Origin of the sequence: Pseudanabaena sp. lw0831, from assembly GCF_016584665.1 — a bacterium.
In the GTDB taxonomy this organism is placed as follows: domain Bacteria; phylum Cyanobacteriota; class Cyanobacteriia; order Pseudanabaenales; family Pseudanabaenaceae; genus Pseudanabaena.
In genome coordinates, this window is the sequence record NZ_BBJB01000057.1 from 1 (window position 1) to 16,310 (window position 16,310).

Sequence of the window (16,310 nt, forward strand, 5' to 3'; positions counted from 1 at the left end):
GCGTCGCCTTTGCGCCCGATGGCAAGAGCGTAGTCACGGGGAGTGGGGCAGTGCTGCGGGGAGATGGAATAAATACTTATGGAACGGCGAAGTTGTGGAGCATAGACGGACGCTTGTTGCAAACCTTCCAAGAATCTCGTGTCACGAGCGTCGCCTTTGCGCCCGATGGAAAAACTATTCTCACGGGCAGTAGTGATAATACAGCGAAGTTGTGGAGCATAGACGGACGCTTGTTGCAAACCTTTAGAGAGCGTGTATCTATCTTTAGCGTTGCTTTTGCGCCTGATGGCAAGAGCCTTCTAACGAACGGTGGAATTAACTCTTTCAGTGGCAGAGGGAGAGGGAATAGTATTGCAAAGTTATGGAGTACTGATAGTAGATTATTGCAAACCTTTCAAAATCCTAAAAATTCTATCATTAGCGTTGCGGTTTCACCCGATGGTAAGAGCATTCTCGCTGGGAGTAGATATGAAAGAAATGTATCTATGATAAAAATCAAGCAATATAGCAAGAGTATTCTCACTAGCGTTACAGATAGTAATTTGAATCTGTGGAGCATTGATGGCAGATTATTACAAACTTTTCAACGGTATCGGTCTGATGTCAATAGCGTTACCTTTGCGCCAGATGGCAAGAGCATTCTCATAGGTAGTGGGGATTTGATTGGAGGTGGAGAGAAGGCGGCGAAGTTATGGAGCATTGATGGTAGATTATTGCAAACCTTTCAGAGTGAAAACCAACGTCCTGTCGATAAAATTGCCTTTGCACCCGATGGGAAAGCCATCCTTACAGTTAGCGGGGATGAAGCGAAGTTATGGAGCATTGATGGTAGATTATTGCAAACCTTTCAGGGGCATCAAGATTCCGTCGATAACGTAGCGTTTGCGCCTGATGGAAAAACCATTCTCACGGGTAGCAGGGATAACACGGCGAAGTTGTGGAGCATTGATGGCAGATTGCAAACAACCTTTCAAGGTCACCAAGATACTATCTTTAGTGTAGCGTTTGCGCCCGATGGAAAAACCATTCTCACGGGTAGCAGGGATAACACGGCGAAGTTGTGGAGCATTGATGGCAGATTGCAAACAACCTTTCAAGGTCACCAAGATTACGTCACTAATGTAGCGTTTGCGCCCGACGGAAAAACCATTCTCACTGGCAGCAAAGATGACACGGCAAAATTGTGGAGCCTTGACGGTCGCTTGCTGCATACATTCCAAGAGCGTCAAGATCAAGAGCGTCAAGATCAAGAGCGTCAAGATCAAGAGCGTCAAGAAGAGCGTGAGCGTCGAAATCCTCAATATACTGTCTCTAGCTTGGCATTTACACCTGACGGCAAGAGTATTCTTACGGGTAATACAGATGGACTAATAACGTTATGGGATCTCAATCTTGATCATTCGCTCTCAGCAATATGTGAGCATCTGCGGGATTTCGCCTCCCTCAGCAACGATCGCACCATCCCCGAAGAAGACCGCAAACTCCGCCAACGCGCCAAAACCGCCTGTGAAGGCATCCCTCCACCCAAGACCTCCTTCAACTTCCTAAAAAATGGAAACCTAACCCTTCTCTCCTCCATTTTTATCGGTAAGAGAGATTAAGAAGGTATTTGAGAAAATATGAAAAGCTCTAATCGAATTCGTGGTACTACAAGAGAGATCGAAGAATCTGCCCGTCGCTTACGGAAACAGTTAACACCTGCTGAAGAAATATTGTGGCAATCATTGCGAGGACGAAAAATCGGTCAACTTAAATTTCGTTGTCAGCATCCTGTTGGAAGATTTATCGTTGACTTTTATTGTCCTAGCGCCAAATTGGTAATAGAAGTCGATGGTGGCATTCATAGTCAACAACAATCCTACGATCAAGCACGAACAGATGAACTACAAACCTTTGGTTATCACGTTCTCAGATTTACCAACGAAGAAGTGATTAATGATTTATCAAACGTCCTGCTCCAAATTGCTAAATTCGCTCAAATAGAGTTCTTCCCATGATTGAACTATCTAGCCCCCCTAGCCCCCCAATTCTGGGGGGAACAAGATAAATCCAAACTCTTCAAGTCCCCCAGAATTGGGGGATTTAGGGGGCTAAACACATCAAACCGAAGCCAAAGTTCACCCATCCATAAACCCATGACCTTCGACCCTCTCAAATTTTTCAAAGCTTGCAACCCCAACAAAACCCTCATTGTCTCCAACGAAACAGACCGCAGCTACTACATCGACTTCACCGCAGCCAGAAGCGGCAAACGCAAAACCGTCAGCCTCATCGACGAACTCTATCGCACCATTACCCGTAGCGACGATCGCAGCCACCAACTCTTTACAGGACACATCGGCTGCGGCAAATCCACCGAACTCGGCAAACTCAAATACGAACTCGAACGCGAAGGCTTTCACGTCGTCTATCTCGACTCCAGCGAAGACCTCGTTATGACCGACGTAGACATATCCGACATCCTCCTCACCGTCGCCCGCCAGATCGGTAAAAGTCTCACCGCCGCAAAAATCGAACTTAATCCCACAGGCTTTCAGGGACTCCTCCAAAAAACTTGGAGCGTCCTCCAAAGTGATGTCAGCATCTCAGGCGAAGGGAACATTCCCCTGATTGGCAAAGTCTCCGCCAGCACCACAGGTGAAGTCTCCGCCGACCTCCTCGGCATCGGCAAATTTAGCGCCAAACTCAAAGGCAACCCCGACGCACGCGCCCGACTGCGCCAACACCTCGAACCCCAAACCGATAACCTACTAGAACTCATCAACAAAGAACTCCTCGAACCCGCCAACAAGGCACTCCAAGAACGCGGACAAAAAGGGATAGTTGCCATCGTCGATAGCCTCGATCGCCTCGAAAACACCAAAGAACGCAACCAAGCCGAATATATCTTCGTCACACGCGGCGAAAAACTCCGTCAATTCCATTGCCACATCGTCTACACCACCCCCCTCGTCCTCAACTTCTCTAACTCGATCGCACCACTCAGCGATCGCTTCGGCGGCGCACCCAAAGTCCTACCAATGGTGCGCGTCAAAAATCGCGACAACCAACTCCACACCGAAGGCATCCACCTCTTACGCGACATGGTTCTCGCCCGTGCTTTTCCCGATCTGTCCTCAGAGGAACGCGCCCAATATCTCGACCAAGTATTTGAAAATCAAGAAACTTGCGATCGGCTCTGCACCGTCAGTGGCGGTCACGTTCGCAACCTCCTCGTTCTCCTCTACGGCTGCCTCCAAAAACAAGACCCACCCATCGATCGCGACACCCTCGAAGAAGTGATCGCCACCCAACGCGATTCCCTCGTCAGAGCGATCACTGCCAATGAATGGGAACTTCTGCAACAAGTCAAGGCTCAAAAAGCCGTAGTCGGTGAAGAAGGCTATCAAACCCTCCTTCGCAGTCTCTTTGTCTTCGAGTATCTCGACGAACTCGGCACATGGTTCGGACTCAACCCCATCCTCGCTGAAGCCGAACAATTGAAAGTGTCATAATATTAATCATCGTAACCAATGCGATCGCCACAGGTAAATTTTATGAACACTAAACTGCTGAATGGACAAACTAAGCTATCTATTAATGTCTTAGTCAAAAACGAGAAAGATGGCAAGGTCAGCGCCAGAGTATTAGGGCTGCCAGAATATAGCGTTACTAGCAGCGATCGCAACTCAGCTATTTCTGAATTAGATCGATTAATTACTGCAAATTTATTGGGGAATGAAGTCATATCCTTAGAACTAGAAATCCCCAAATCTGAACATCCTTGGCGAAAGTTTGCAGGAATTTACAAGGACAGTCAGCTATTTGACTCCGTATTAACCAACATTGAATCTCACCGCCATGAACTCGATTCACAGACGGCAACTGACTATGAAGAGGGAAAAATCGCTTGAGTTTACTGATACTTGATACCGATCATGCTTCTTTATTTCTTAAAGGCAATGCTCTAATTTGCGATCGCGTATTTCAAACTGATCCAGAAAACCTTGCCATCTCAGTCATAACGGCTGAAGAGATTTGCCAAGGATGGCTTAGTGAAATTAATAAACATAGCCAAGCAGCACAATCATCAAGACTACTGTTAGCCTATTCAGAGTTTGAGAAAGCTTTAGATTTCTTCTAAACTATACAGAGAGTGAGTTTTGACATTAGCGCTTATCATCAGTTTGAGATTTTACGTCGCCAATTTAGACGTTTGGGTACGAGAGATTTAAGAATTGCCGCGATCGCTTTATCTATCAACGCCACCGTAATTACACGCAATGCAAAAGATTTTGGACAGATCCAAAGTCTATCAATCGAAGACTGGTCTACAGTCTAAGTTTATCGAGCATCGAATGTCGAGCAATTAAAATAGCCCTTTGCCCCAATTATGGCAACTCTTTAAAAATTATTACAAATATATTATGTATTTTTGTATACTGGTAGGTTGAATGGGATATACAAAAGGTATTTATCAGCGTGAGTCAGCATCCCCTCGAACAGCTAAATCGCTACGACGCAAAAGCCAATGCCGAATATTACGGTCGTCGTCCTTGGTTAGCGATCGCACGTATTTTCAAAATAATTTATTTTGCATTGAGCTTTGGTCTCGCCTTTGGCTGGGATGTCTTGACAGGCAACACAGTCAGTCAGCCTAAGCTAGCCGAGCAGTTACGCCGCATCATTACCGCTCTTGGCCCCACCTATATCAAAGTCGGGCAAGCACTATCGACAAGACCTGACTTGGTGAGGATCGATTTCCTAGAAGAACTAACGAAACTGCAAGACCAGTTACCGCCTTTTTCTAACCAACAAGCTTTTGCAATTATTGAGTCAGAGCTAGGCAAACCCGTAAATGCAGTTTATCGCATCATCTCTGAAGACGCAGTCGCGGCAGCAAGTTTAGGACAGGTTTATAAAGCCACGCTTTACACTGGCGAAGAAGTAGCCGTCAAGGTACAACGTCCAGCCTTAGTGCCTACACTCACCCTCGATCTCTACATCATGCGTGGCATTGCAGGATGGCTGGGACCACTTTTGCCGCTTAACTTAGGTAATAGTTTAGAAGCGATCGTCGATGAGTTCGGCTTAAAGCTATTTGAAGAAATCGATTACGTTCATGAGGCAACCAACGCCGAGCGTTTCGCTGGTTATTTCAAAAACGATCCTGATGTCAAAGTTCCATCAATTTATCGTCAGTTCAGCACCCATCGAGTCCTAACACTGGAATGGATTAATGGCATCAAGCTCACTGAAATCGACCAAATTAAATCCGCAGGACTAAACACAGACAATCTCGTAAAAATTGGCGTTATGTCTGGTTTACGTCAACTTCTAGAATTTGGCTTTTTCCACGCCGATCCTCACCCTGGTAATCTCTTCGCCACCTACGATGGAAAGATGGCATATATCGATTTTGGCATGATGGATCAATTAGATCTCACCACCAAAGAGCAGTTAGTTGATTCAGTCGTTCACTTGCTGAATAAGGATTACGACGAGCTGGGACAAGACTATGTAAGACTGGGATTCCTGCAACCTGACATCGAGATGAAGCCAATTGTCAACGCTCTCGAATCAGTTTTAGGCGATATCATGTCCGAGAAAGTGAAAGACTTCAACTTTAAAGTTGTGACCGATCGCTTCTCGAAAGTGATGTATGACTATCCATTCTGTTTACCTGCCAAGTTTGCACTCATCATTCGTTCTGTAATTACCCAAGAAGGTGTGGCTCTGAGCCTAAATCCAGAATTTCAGATTGTGCAGGTTGCCTACCCCTATGTAGCGAGACGGTTGCTCACTGATGAATCAGAAAGTCTGCGTCAAAGATTAGTTGGCATTTTGTTTAAAGATGATAAGTTCCAATGGGCAAGATTGGAGAATTTATTGGCGATCGCAAAATCCGATAGTGATTTTGACATTATCCCGACTGCAAGTATGGGATTGAAATTCTTGACTTCCAAGGATGGTGCATATATCCGCCGCCGCATTTTGTTAGCTCTTACCGAAGATAATCGCCTTCATACCGAGGAGCTAATGCGGATCTGGCAAATGATCGGTGCTGATCTTGAACCTGCGAAGTTATGGGATATGGCAGTTAAGACTCTAACTGGAGCAGTTCCTAAAGCGATCGCAGCGGCTCTCCCCTTCGCTGCCTTTCAAAATATCAATTAACAAACTTGGCGTAATCAAAAACAAAAAAAGGAAAATCGACCGCGTAGCGGTCGATTTTCCTTTTTACATGTACAATCAAATTTGATATGAATCTAGAAATCATTCCTACAGCGAATAATAATACTAACTTGATTAAAGTCGGGACAGATTTGATTAAATCTGAGCGAATTGATCGCTTCTTAGCTCATCACCTCACCGAACTATCACGATCGCGAGTACAAGCATTAATTGATGAAGGCTATGTCACCGTTAATGACGTTCTTTGTAATAACAAAAAGGATTTAATCAAAGCAGGCGATCGCATTCAGCTAATTACTCCCGACGCAACGCCCCTTGATATCGTTGCCCAAGAAATTCCCCTAGATGTTTTGTACGAAGATGAACATTTAATTGTAATTAATAAAGCTGCGGGAATAGTCGTCCATCCTGCGGCGGGACATAGCGATGGGACTCTAGTGAATGCGCTTTTAGCACATTGCACAGAGCTGTCGGGGATAAATGGAACTCAGCGCCCAGGGATTGTGCATCGTTTAGATAAAGATACCAGTGGCGTAATGGTGGTTGCCAAGAGCGATCGCGCTCATCAAGATTTACAAGCCCAGATTCAAGCAAAAACAGCGCGACGGGAATATCTAGGCATTGTGCGCGGCGTACCCAAGGGTGAATCAGGCATAATTGACGCTGCGATCGCTAGACACAAGAGCGATCGCAAAAAAATGGCAGTCATTGCCGATGGCAGAAAAGCGATTACGCATTGGCAAATTCAGGAGCGTCTAGGAAATTACACGCTTGTTAAGTTTGATTTAGAAACAGGGCGCACCCATCAAATTCGGGTGCATTCGGCATATATGGGCTGGGCGATCGCTGGCGATCCTGTCTATGGATATCCAAACAAGGAAACTTCGCAATATCTTACAGGTCAAGCACTACATGCATGGCGGCTTACCTTTACCCATCCAGTTTCAGGCGCATTAATTGAAAATACTGCCCCCTTACCCGAAGGCTTCGAGAAGCTATTAGCTTTTTTACGCCGCAGAAAATAAAATGTTGTGCGAGCACAACATTTTATTCTTGTAGCGTCAGCGCTAGCTGATAAATTTGGCGGCGTGGTAAATCGGCTAGTTCGGCTAATTGACGGCTTGCCTCTGATCGCGAAACACCAGAATCAATCAAATTTTGCAACTCTTTTAAAATTACGTCCTCTGTCCAAGCAGGTTTTAGACGAGCTTTCGCTCCTTCTAAAACCAATGTAAATTCGCCTCTAGGAGCCTGAATCGTAAAATGGGCGATCGCATCTTCGATGGAACCGCGCCAAAACTCCTCATGTAATTTGGTTAATTCTCTAGCGATCGCAATTCGACGATCTCTTCCCAAACTTTCGGCAAGCTCTTCGAGAGTTCGCAATAACCGATGTGGCGATTCATAAAGAATCATCGTGCGAGTTTCTAATCGCAAAATTTCGAGGCGATCGCGTTTTTCTTTTTTATCAGTTGGCAAAAATCCATCAAACCCAAAATGCTGTGTCGCTAATCCTGATGCCGTTAATGCGGCAATCCCTGCGGTGACGACAGGAATCGGGACAATCCGAATTCCTGCTGCAATACAACCCTGTACAAGTTCTACCCCAGGGTCAGAAATCGCGGGCATTCCTGCATCGGTGACTAAGGCGATCGCCATACCTTGCAACAACTTTTCTACTAGTTCGGGGACACGCTTAAAAGCATTATGTTCGTGATAGCTTGTCTGCGGAGTCTCAATCCCAAAATGATGCAGCAGCTTCCCCGTATGTCTAGTATCCTCCGCCGCAATTAAATCCACCTGTTTCAGCGTCGCGATCGCTCTGAAAGTCATATCCTCCAAATTACCGATCGGCGTACCCACCAAATACAGAATCCCTGAAGCTTCCATTAATTAGCGCCACTGTTTATTTTCTAATTCGCGAAGCTGACGCTCTAGGCGATCGATTCGCCCACGCAATTCATCCATTTCATTTTGACGTGGTACACCCAAATCTTGCATCACATTACGAATCTGCCGCTGAATTAAAGTCTCCAGATTTCCCTGTTCTGACTTGAGTCGGCTTGCAATATCATTGAGGATCTCTGAAGCCTGTTCAGGATCGATTTTGCCATCTTTGACCCAATCTTCACTAGCTTCTTTTATTTTTTCTAGCACCATCGAAGTCGTGCCAACTCCAAGCATGAGTAACTGCTTGAGCAAATTATTGCTATCCATAACTATATGTGATCCTCAAAGCCGATCTATCACTCCATCATACTACTTCCTTCTCTGTCAAAAACAGTGGAGTGGGGCTTAGCCCCACTCCACTGTTTTTGACTATAGAAATGCAAATTCTAAAACCCCAAGAATAGTAGCGGCGCTCTGCGCCGCTACTATTCTTGGGGTTTTATGTCCTCCTCCCTTCCCAGCCAAGAATTGGTGATATGGGGCGAACTAATTCAAGCATCGCTATAAAAAACAAACAAAAGCAGTGGTAATTCATGAATTACCACTGCTTTTGAGTTTTTGCATCTTAACCACCTTAGCGGTTGCTATACTTTAAGCTGATTTAAATTTCAAAAACTTTTAGGTAAGTCTACTTATGATCCGTGCTGTAATCGAGACTGCTAAGGGAACCATCCGTGCTGAGTTTGACGATCAACACGCCCCAATCACTGTCAAAAATTTCGTAGACCTAGCCAAGCATGGTTTTTATGATGGACTAACTTTTCATCGTGTCGAACCAGGATTTGTAATTCAAGGCGGCGATCCCCTTGGTAATGGTACTGGTGGATCAGGCGATCGCATCAAACTCGAAATCTGGGCTGATGGCGATACTGAAGCCACCATTGGCAACATCCTAACTGGTGGTAAAAAGCCCGTAATTAAGCACAACAAAGCAGGTGTTTTCTCAATGGCCCGCACGAATGATCCTAACAGTGCTACTAGTCAATTTTTCATCACCCTTGGTGATGCATCATTTTTGGATGGTCAATACGCAGCTTTTGGTTATACAGAAGATACCGAAGTCGCACAAGCAATTCGTCGTGGTGACAAAATCCTCTCAATTAAAGTGGAAGAATAAAAACTAAAACAAAAAAAGCAAAGATCCCGCTAGGTAGGATCTTTGCTTTTTTTGTTTTAGTTTTCTTAAGAAGAAACTAAACTCTGAATAACGGATTGTAAGTCAGTGAGAATTTTTGAGGAGCTATTACCATTTGACATAACTCCCAAATCCTGAACCGCCGCCTCTAACTGCGGACGTAACGTGTCCACAATATCCTGCACAGGACGTAAAAGCTGCTCCTGAGCGCTAATTTGCCCCAACAACTCAGCCACAACTCTAATCTGATCTTGCTGTTGAGCTTCGGCTGCACGAATTGATTGCTCTTGTTGCTGATGTTCCTGAGTTTGCTTAGCGAGAACATCTTGCTGCTGCTGCGTATAATTTCTAACTGCCTCAATTTGGCTTTCCATCTTCCGCAGTTCTTGTTCTTGGCGGTTCTTTTGGGATTCAATTTGCGATAACAAAGGCAATAAACTTTGGACTGGATTTGAATCAACCGCAAGTCCTTTGCGACGATCCAGAATTGCCTTTTGCTTATTTAGAATGGAAAGGCGCTGTTGCATTGCCCCTCTTGACCCCATCACGCTATCTTCAAGAACCTTGTACTGCTCTTCTGCAAAATCCTTATTGCTTTCTAGTTCAATGCGATCAAATTGATCCGCAGTTTCTACCTGACTCTGTAGATCTGCAATTTCGCCTTCAAGCCCAGCTAGCTCATCTTCTTGAGCACTAACATAATTAGCTAACCTATCAAAATCAGCTTGTAATGCCTTAATTGTCGATTCTAGTTCTTCAATAGACATTGACTGTAAGCGGCTTTCTTCTTCTGGACTAAGTACATCCATACTGCCTGGCCCCCCAAACTCCTCGATCGCATTGAATGTCTGCTGATAGAGGTCAATTTGATCGTCAAGTTGCACCCTAGACATCGCCATATTATTTTCCTGTAACTTCAGGATGCCACGCTGAGCTTTAAGCTCCGCTTGAGCATCGGCAAGAGCAACTTGAGTATGTTGCCATTGAGTCTTACGCACATTAAGGTCTTCTGTTGATTTGCTTAGACTACCTTTTTGCTTCTCAGCTTCATTTTTTAGTCTATCTAAATTTTGCCAAAATCCTGTAAGTATCTCTTGACGTTGGTTGAGCAGATCAATAGCGCTATGGATTCTGGTCCTAAGAGAGTCTGGATTTGTAAAACTTGTTGATAACTGGCCGATCAGCGTTTTGATATGCTCAGCCTGATCGACAGTTAAGGCTGCTGCCTTAGCTTCAAACTGCCCCCGTTCTAATTCAATATTTTTGCGTAATTGCTCAATTTCACCGCGCTCTTTGCCAAACTTGGATTCTAACTCCTCAATTTCTTGTTTTCTAGCATCAAGATGTTCTAGCTCTAGTTCTTTTTGCTCTAACTCCTGCTCACGCCGATGCAACTCTTGGCTCTGAAAATTAAGAGATTGCTTCCACTGTTCAACTTCTTCTTCGGCGGATTTATTTTTTTCTTGCGATCGCGAAAAAGCCTGCAAGATATTGACAATTTTTTTAGAAGCATCTTGGATACTTTGCACTTGGTTACTGCCAGTGATCTCGGCAATTACCATCTGACCATCTTTAAATTCTTTCGCCTGCGCCGCATCTTGAATTGGTAAAACTTGTTCGTTAGTAATCGGCTGCCAAATATTTTCACCCGTATTACGTGCTAATAGACGGACTGACGAGTTACCGCCTAATCCAAAAGCTGCTTTCGATATTTGAAGTTCCGCTAAGTACTGCACGCTGAATATACTCCTATTTTGCTGATGCTAACTTTCAGATTGACATGACGAAAGAGCAAAAACCCGTCACAAACAATACAAAATAGCCTAAATCCTAGTCTCATACTACCTAATTACCTAAGCATTTTGGCGACATATTTTAAGACTGTTGGGACTTTTTTTAAAAAGTCTATTGCCTAATGTTTTTGGGGTCAAGGGCATCGCGTAAACTATCACCCAAGAGATTAAATGATAGCACCGTCAATACGATCGCTAATGCAGGAACCCATACAAGCCAAGGTTGCAGAATTACAATCGAGGCATTTGTAGACACAGACAGCATATTACCCCATGAGGGATCAGGCGGCTGGATGCCCAATCCTACAAGACTTAAAACTGCTTCTACAACGATAAATCGGGGGATATCGAGGGTTGCTGAGATAATAATAAATGTGATGGTTTGTGGTAAGACGTGATTGACAATGATCCTTAATGGGCTTGCTCCTGATGCACGAGCTGCCAAAATAAAAGTCTGTTCTTTGATGGACAGTACTTGTCCTCGAATAATTCTTGCTAGTCCTGCCCATGATACAAATGAAATGATCGCAATGATTAACGCGAATCGCTCAGTATTACTGATTTCAGGTGGCAAAATTGCAGTTAATGCTACTAACAAATAAATTGAAGGAACTGACATCAGGACCTCGACAAAACGCATTAATACCACATCAAGCCAGCCGCCAACATAGCCTGAAATACCACCAACAAGGCAGCCTACAGTGTAGGAGATAATTGTCCCAATAAAGCCAATTAAGAGACTAATCCTACCGCCATAAAGTAAGCGGGTCAGCTGATCCCGTCCTTGCTCATCGGTTCCAAGTATATTCAGTTGGGCACTACTAGTGGAACTAAACAAATGTCCACCATGAAAAAGCTGAATCTGTGAGGGTTTGGTGTAGTCAACGATTAAGGCGCGATCGCCAGTTTCCATATCGACTTTGCCCTGAGTAGTCGGATAGACATGAGCACCAATATATTGCCCTTGGCGATCGCGCCAATGAATTTGGGTGGGCGGTAGTAATGCTCCATTTTTAGCTGATTCATTAACACCATAGGGGGTTACAAAATTCGCAAATAGAGCCAAGCCATAGAAAGTCGTTAAAATTACAATACCAATCCAAGCTAGAGGATTGGCTCTGAGTCTTTTCCACCAAGTCATTAGGAGCCTTTAAGTGCTTTAAAGAAATTTTTGCGGTAGTTGCCATTCATGACGAATAAGACTGGCCAGAGCAAGGCTAGTCCGATCTGATTACCTTCAAAATCGGTGCGACGAAATCCCAACAAAAATTTTATAGCGCCAAATATGTAGGCGATTAGTAGCAAAATTCCAATTAGCTGTGGCATATATCAGTTTCTCTTGACTTAGTTATCTAATTTAACATCAAAAACTCCAGACCATTCTGCCCATAGCTGATCGCCTTTTATTGCTCCTTTGGTCAAGATTTCCTGATTTTGATTGGCAATATAGCCAAGCTCACCCAAAAAAGCGGCGGCGATTGCCCCAGATTGGAGGGTGATTTGGAGATCGTTTGGATTATTCGATTGTGGATGCCTTTGAGCGCGTTCAGTGATTAAGTGCCAACTGTGGGGTGTACTCAGGAAATAATACAAACTACTAGCGATCGAGTCAGACAATCCATTGTCACTATGGGCTGCGATCGCGCTTGCACCTTGATTAACAAATTTTTGCGTTAGTTGCAATTGCTCTAGGCACTTTTGTTGAGATTTAAGATCGCGACTGAGAGATCTTCTTTTATTAAAATCGTGACAAACCTGATTAGTAAATGATTGCGGTTTCATCTCCCCTCGACAGGCTAAGGCGATCGCATAAGCTAACACCAATTCTTGAATATCAGCATTGCTATGGGACTGTAATCCTAATATTCGCGATCTAACTTCTTGTAAGTCTTGATGCCAATATGCACCGATAGCAATCGTCACTATAGTTATATCTATTTCGTCTATTAGTTCTAGATTACTCAGCCTGTCATTAATTACGGAGTTTGTCAGAGTTTTTAGGCGATCGGCAAAATTTGGCGGTGCAATTAGCAAAATGCTTGTAAAAATAGCGCGGAATCGACTTTTCAAAGATCTTTGTATTGTTAACATAAAATTCAATTTGATAGCAAATAGACAAGAGCAGCGATCGCAAGCAGTAGCAGCAAAACATAAATGATCACCCGTCCCCACACTGCCACAAACAGACATAGTAAATTCCAAAAGGTCACTCTTGCCGTGCCATTCCATGCAGGACGAAATCGCGCAATCTCAGCTTTTTCGTAGGAGTGGAGCTGAGTAGTTGTTAAAACTTTGTAATGCAGTCTTCCAAAAGGATGTAGCAGTTTAAATTGTTGATAGCGATGATGGGCGGTTTTCCAGCGATTGCGTAAATTTTTTGCTTTGCCGACATATAGCACAATCCATAGAGCCGTAATGTAATATACACCTGCATCTTGGGGTAATTCTTTTAACTTCTTTACGGGTTTAGATGGTAGCCAAAAAATACGAAGCCATTCAGTCATAGGTAATTTGCTATCCTAGCGTGCTTATTCCCAGAGATTTGATTACTTTTGCGCGATCGCTATAAGAGTTGAGCTATAACTACATTGTTTTGCTTAGGTAATCTAAATCATTTAGTTAGGTTTTGCTTGTATGACAGATTTTAATCGCGGCATCATGAAGTTTGAAAATGCTGACAGCCCTTTGTCAATTGTGCTTTCTAGCGTTGTCGTTTTGAGTGCGATCGGATTCTTACTCTGGTGGGGATTCCAGACTGCTTACGTCTAGGCTTATATTTGATAAAAAGCGGCGCATTGCGCCGCTTTTTATTTGCTAAGTTAAGCTAAAACAACTCTTTTATAATTTTAGTGAATAATGACCGTTACCACTTCTCAAGATGAACAGCTCGGAGCCGCAATTGGCGCGATCCCAAGTGGATTGTTTATTGTTACATCTCAACAAAATGGCAAAACTGCCACCATGCTCGCTTCATGGATACAACAGTCTGGGTTTGCTCCGCCCTCAGTAACGATTATCGTTGCCAAAGGCAGACCAATTGAGTCTTTTTTAACAGTCGGTAGTCCTGTCGTGATTAATATCGCCGAAAAAGGACAGGGCAAAATCATCGGACATTTTGCCAAGGGTTTTGCTCCAGATATCGATCCTTTTGATGGTATCGAAACTGCAACTGCACCGAGCGGACAACCGTATCTAACCGATGCGATCGCCTACCTCGATGCAACTGTTGTTGGCAGTCTCGATGCAGGTGACCACACCGTAATTTTGGCAAACATCATTGCAGGCGAGCGCCTCCGTGAAGGCGAATCTGCGATCCACACGCGCAAAAATGGTTTCAAGTATTAAAATAAGGCGGCGCAAAGCGCCGCCTTATTTTAATACTTGAAAAAATAGTTGACATTGTTCCCAATGTTTGTCATATTAGTAAAGCGCTAAACGCAAAAGACTGCAAAGTGCGGGTGTGGCTCAGTGGTAGAGCATCTCCTTGCCAAGGAGAATGTCGTGGGTTCGAATCCCATCACCCGCTTAATAATTGATAAAGTAAAAGGGACGCATTGCGTACCTTTTACTTTACGGATTTTTCCTGATGCAATTTGATTTAAAAGCTGCCTTATCTCATATTGATCTGCCATCTGCCGAATGGATCGGCTTGCGTGAAGTCCAAGAAATTAATACGACTCGGTATGTACGCGATCGCAAACCACAGTCCAATGGACGTAGCCAATCCCATGGCGTAATGATCGAAGTGCTAGCCAACGGACAATTTGGCTATGCCAGCACCAATCATCTTGATCTCGCAAATATTCAATTAACGGCGCAGAAAGCTTATCAACAAGCGAAAACATCGGCGCAGTGGGCAGTACATCACTTTGCGATCGTGCAAAGACCAAAGGCGATTGGGCAGTATTTCTCACCATTTCTCAAACCATCGGATGCGATCGCCCCGAAAGAAATAAACGAACTCCTGATCGAAATCTGCGACACCTTAAAGGTTTCCGATCAAATCGTTAAAACTAGTGCCTATGCCGTAATTACCGAAATCGAGACTAAATTTGTCAGCAGTAATGGTTCTGACATTTATCAAAAATTTCTCACCATCGCCACAGACTATGCCGCTACAGCCCAAGACGGCGCAATTATTCAAAAACGCAGCGATAATGGACAACTGGCTCGTTGTAATCAGATCGGTATGGAAGTATTTGATCGTGAGGAAATCTTACAAAGAGCGCAAGTTGTCGGTGAACAAGCAGTTGAATTACTCACCGCCACAGAATGTCCCACGGAAACTACGGCACTAGTTTTAGCACCAGATCAAATGTTGCTACAAATCCATGAAAGCATCGGGCATCCCTTAGAAATTGATCGCATCTTAGGCGATGAGCGCAACTATGCAGGCGGCAGCTTTATCAAGCTCGAAGACTTTGGCAACATGCAGTATGGCTCATCGCTAATGAATGTCTCCTTCGACCCCACAATGGCTGGCGAATTTGCTAGTTATGCCTTTGATGATGCTGGGATTCCAGCCACCAAAGAATATTTAATTAAAGAAGGTAAATTATTGCGCGGTTTAGGCAGTTCTGAGAGTCAAGTGCGCTCTGGCATTGAAGGTGTAGCTAATGCCAGAGCCAACTCATGGAACCGTCCTGCAATCGATCGCATGGCAAATATTAATCTTGAGTCGGGAGAATATGCTTTTCAGGAAATGATCGCCGATATCGAACGCGGCGTATATATGGAGTCAAATCGCTCATGGTCAATTGATGATTATCGCAACAAGTTCCAATTTGGCTGTGAATACGCGAAACTCATTGAAAATGGCAAATTAACCAAAACCCTCCGCAATCCTAACTATCGCGGTATCACCAATCAATTTTGGAATAGTCTTACTAAAGTCGGCGATTGCGACACCGTCGAGGCTTATGGTTCTCCCTTTTGCGGTAAAGGTGAGCCTAACCAAGTAATTCGTGTAGGACATGCTTCGCCTGTTTGCTTATTTGCAAACATTGAAGTCTTTGGCGGTGCTACCTAAAAAAGAAGGGCGCTTTGCGCCCTTCTTTTTTAATTTAAGCCCAGTTGCTTCATTTCTTGTTCAAGGACATTTAGTAATCCAGCATCATTATTAGTACGAGCAACTTCCATACGGCGTTTAATTGAAGCTGATAGATTGGCTTTATGATTTGCTGCTGCTTCTGCCTTTCTTTGAACTGTATTCATCACTAATATCCTTATAAATTACATATTGTTTATATATAGCTACC

General features: G+C 44.0%; 21 protein-coding genes and 1 tRNA gene. 13 read left to right on the top strand and 9 right to left on the bottom strand.

The genetic code is table 11. The features are described 5' to 3' along the window. Together APA_RS10825 and APA_RS10830 are read left to right on the top strand one after the other, a co-directional pair. The coding region (locus APA_RS10825; protein WP_374101354.1) for a WD40 repeat domain-containing protein at positions 1 to 1,601 on the top strand (1,601 nt) is incomplete at its 5' end. 18 nt (positions 1,602 to 1,619) lie between these two features. Beyond that, positions 1,620 to 1,997: an endonuclease domain-containing protein gene (locus tag APA_RS10830; RefSeq protein ID WP_201322294.1), complete on the top strand. Its 378-nt coding sequence runs from the start codon at positions 1,620 to 1,622 to the stop codon at positions 1,995 to 1,997. A 120-nt stretch (positions 1,998 to 2,117) separates the two neighbouring features. Here the strand turns inward: APA_RS10830 and APA_RS25195 are convergent, their stop codons facing one another. Then, positions 2,118 to 2,336, bottom strand: coding sequence for a hypothetical protein (locus APA_RS25195; protein WP_236579504.1), 219 nt, complete (start codon positions 2,334 to 2,336; stop codon positions 2,118 to 2,120). A gap of 99 nt (positions 2,337 to 2,435) precedes the next feature. Between APA_RS25195 and APA_RS10835 the strand changes: the two genes are divergently transcribed. The 6 genes from APA_RS10835 to APA_RS10860 all read left to right on the top strand — a co-directional run bounded on the left by APA_RS10835 (position 2,436) and on the right by APA_RS10860 (position 7,199). Continuing rightward, positions 2,436 to 3,494: an ATP-binding protein gene (locus tag APA_RS10835; RefSeq protein ID WP_236579505.1), complete on the top strand. Its 1,059-nt coding sequence runs from the start codon at positions 2,436 to 2,438 to the stop codon at positions 3,492 to 3,494. Positions 3,495 to 3,536: 42 nt separating this feature from the next. Then, positions 3,537 to 3,893 carry a hypothetical protein gene (locus APA_RS10840; protein WP_201322296.1) on the top strand — a complete coding sequence of 119 codons (357 nt, stop codon included), beginning with the start codon at positions 3,537 to 3,539 and terminating at the stop codon, positions 3,891 to 3,893. After that, entirely contained in the window at positions 3,890 to 4,123 is a 234-nt protein-coding gene (locus APA_RS10845) for a hypothetical protein (protein WP_201322297.1), read from the top strand. Before APA_RS10840 ends, APA_RS10845 begins: the two co-directional genes overlap by 4 nt. A 12-nt stretch (positions 4,124 to 4,135) precedes the next feature. Beyond that, entirely contained in the window at positions 4,136 to 4,321 is a 186-nt protein-coding gene (locus APA_RS10850; protein WP_201322298.1) for a type II toxin-antitoxin system VapC family toxin, read from the top strand. Between the two features lie 140 nt (positions 4,322 to 4,461). Beyond that, entirely contained in the window at positions 4,462 to 6,156 is a 1,695-nt protein-coding gene (locus APA_RS10855; RefSeq protein ID WP_201322299.1) for an AarF/ABC1/UbiB kinase family protein, read from the top strand. Between the two features lie 86 nt (positions 6,157 to 6,242). Continuing rightward, entirely contained in the window at positions 6,243 to 7,199 is a 957-nt protein-coding gene (locus tag APA_RS10860; protein WP_201322300.1) for an RluA family pseudouridine synthase, read from the top strand. A 22-nt stretch (positions 7,200 to 7,221) separates the two neighbouring features. On the opposite strand, the gene rsmI is transcribed toward APA_RS10860, so the two are convergent. Both rsmI and APA_RS10870 read right to left on the bottom strand, forming a co-directional pair. Continuing rightward, positions 7,222 to 8,064, bottom strand: a complete 843-nt coding sequence (rsmI, locus tag APA_RS10865) for a 16S rRNA (cytidine(1402)-2'-O)-methyltransferase (RefSeq protein ID WP_201322301.1) — start codon at positions 8,062 to 8,064, stop codon at positions 7,222 to 7,224. 3 nt (positions 8,065 to 8,067) lie between these two features. Further along, on the bottom strand, positions 8,068 to 8,391 hold the full coding sequence (locus APA_RS10870; RefSeq protein ID WP_201322302.1) for a phasin family protein: 324 nt from the start codon (positions 8,389 to 8,391) through the stop codon (positions 8,068 to 8,070). Between the two features lie 367 nt (positions 8,392 to 8,758). On the opposite strand from APA_RS10870, the gene APA_RS10875 reads away from it, so the two are divergent. Further along, positions 8,759 to 9,241, top strand: coding sequence for a peptidylprolyl isomerase (locus tag APA_RS10875; RefSeq protein WP_201322303.1), 483 nt, complete (start codon positions 8,759 to 8,761; stop codon positions 9,239 to 9,241). A gap of 65 nt (positions 9,242 to 9,306) precedes the next feature. Here the strand turns inward: APA_RS10875 and hmpF are convergent, their stop codons facing one another. The 5 genes from hmpF to APA_RS10900 all read right to left on the bottom strand — a co-directional run bounded on the left by hmpF (position 9,307) and on the right by APA_RS10900 (position 13,556). Continuing rightward, on the bottom strand, positions 9,307 to 10,995 hold the full coding sequence (gene hmpF / locus APA_RS10880; RefSeq protein WP_201322304.1) for a pilus motility taxis protein HmpF: 1,689 nt from the start codon (positions 10,993 to 10,995) through the stop codon (positions 9,307 to 9,309). Positions 10,996 to 11,164: 169 nt separating this feature from the next. Continuing rightward, positions 11,165 to 12,193, bottom strand: a complete 1,029-nt coding sequence (locus APA_RS10885) for an ABC transporter permease (protein ID WP_201322305.1) — start codon at positions 12,191 to 12,193, stop codon at positions 11,165 to 11,167. Beyond that, positions 12,193 to 12,378, bottom strand: a complete 186-nt coding sequence (locus APA_RS10890; RefSeq protein WP_201322306.1) for a hypothetical protein — start codon at positions 12,376 to 12,378, stop codon at positions 12,193 to 12,195. The genes APA_RS10885 and APA_RS10890 overlap by 1 nt, the downstream gene beginning before the upstream one ends. Before the next feature lie 18 nt (positions 12,379 to 12,396). Then, the gene (locus APA_RS10895) at positions 12,397 to 13,122 is read right to left on the bottom strand and encodes a hypothetical protein (protein ID WP_201322307.1); all 726 of its coding nucleotides are present in this window, start codon (positions 13,120 to 13,122) and stop codon (positions 12,397 to 12,399) included. Positions 13,123 to 13,148: 26 nt separating this feature from the next. Next, positions 13,149 to 13,556: a GIY-YIG nuclease family protein gene (locus APA_RS10900; RefSeq protein ID WP_201322308.1), complete on the bottom strand. Its 408-nt coding sequence runs from the start codon at positions 13,554 to 13,556 to the stop codon at positions 13,149 to 13,151. Positions 13,557 to 13,686: 130 nt separating this feature from the next. Between APA_RS10900 and APA_RS25490 the strand changes: the two genes are divergently transcribed. The 4 genes from APA_RS25490 (at position 13,687) to APA_RS10915 (ending at position 16,081) form a co-directional block, all read left to right on the top strand. After that, positions 13,687 to 13,821, top strand: coding sequence for a hypothetical protein (locus tag APA_RS25490; protein ID WP_258040775.1), 135 nt, complete (start codon positions 13,687 to 13,689; stop codon positions 13,819 to 13,821). Between the two features lie 87 nt (positions 13,822 to 13,908). Then, positions 13,909 to 14,397 carry a flavin reductase family protein gene (locus tag APA_RS10905; RefSeq protein WP_201322309.1) on the top strand — a complete coding sequence of 163 codons (489 nt, stop codon included), beginning with the start codon at positions 13,909 to 13,911 and terminating at the stop codon, positions 14,395 to 14,397. A gap of 109 nt (positions 14,398 to 14,506) precedes the next feature. After that, positions 14,507 to 14,578: transfer RNA gene (locus APA_RS10910), tRNA-Gly, on the top strand. Between the two features lie 60 nt (positions 14,579 to 14,638). After that, positions 14,639 to 16,081: a TldD/PmbA family protein gene (locus tag APA_RS10915; protein ID WP_201322310.1), complete on the top strand. Its 1,443-nt coding sequence runs from the start codon at positions 14,639 to 14,641 to the stop codon at positions 16,079 to 16,081. 29 nt (positions 16,082 to 16,110) lie between these two features. Here APA_RS10915 and APA_RS10920 read toward each other — a convergent pair whose 3' ends face one another. Then, complete coding sequence (locus APA_RS10920; RefSeq protein ID WP_201322311.1) at positions 16,111 to 16,266, bottom strand: hypothetical protein; 156 nt, start codon at positions 16,264 to 16,266, stop codon at positions 16,111 to 16,113. Positions 16,267 to 16,310: the final 44 nt, after the last annotated feature.

Bases quoted from the DNA above. Each gene is read 5' to 3' on its own strand.
- APA_RS10840 (WP_201322296.1), top strand. From the start codon at position 3,537: ATGAACACTAAACTGCTGAATGGACAAACTAAGCTATCTATTAATGTC.
- APA_RS10885 (WP_201322305.1), bottom strand. From the start codon at position 12,193: ATGACTTGGTGGAAAAGACTCAGAGCCAATCCTCTAGCTTGGATTGGT.
- rsmI (WP_201322301.1), bottom strand. From the start codon at position 8,064: ATGGAAGCTTCAGGGATTCTGTATTTGGTGGGTACGCCGATCGGTAAT.
- APA_RS25490 (WP_258040775.1), top strand. From the start codon at position 13,687: ATGACAGATTTTAATCGCGGCATCATGAAGTTTGAAAATGCTGACAGC.
- APA_RS10830 (WP_201322294.1), top strand. From the start codon at position 1,620: ATGAAAAGCTCTAATCGAATTCGTGGTACTACAAGAGAGATCGAAGAA.
- APA_RS10915 (WP_201322310.1), top strand. From the start codon at position 14,639: ATGCAATTTGATTTAAAAGCTGCCTTATCTCATATTGATCTGCCATCT.
- APA_RS10920 (WP_201322311.1), bottom strand. From the start codon at position 16,266: ATGAATACAGTTCAAAGAAAGGCAGAAGCAGCAGCAAATCATAAAGCC.
- APA_RS10870 (WP_201322302.1), bottom strand. From the start codon at position 8,391: ATGGATAGCAATAATTTGCTCAAGCAGTTACTCATGCTTGGAGTTGGC.
- APA_RS10900 (WP_201322308.1), bottom strand. From the start codon at position 13,556: ATGACTGAATGGCTTCGTATTTTTTGGCTACCATCTAAACCCGTAAAG.
- APA_RS10835 (WP_236579505.1), top strand. From the start codon at position 2,436: ATGACCGACGTAGACATATCCGACATCCTCCTCACCGTCGCCCGCCAG.
- APA_RS10875 (WP_201322303.1), top strand. From the start codon at position 8,759: ATGATCCGTGCTGTAATCGAGACTGCTAAGGGAACCATCCGTGCTGAG.
- APA_RS10890 (WP_201322306.1), bottom strand. From the start codon at position 12,378: ATGCCACAGCTAATTGGAATTTTGCTACTAATCGCCTACATATTTGGC.
- APA_RS10860 (WP_201322300.1), top strand. From the start codon at position 6,243: ATGAATCTAGAAATCATTCCTACAGCGAATAATAATACTAACTTGATT.
- APA_RS10905 (WP_201322309.1), top strand. From the start codon at position 13,909: ATGACCGTTACCACTTCTCAAGATGAACAGCTCGGAGCCGCAATTGGC.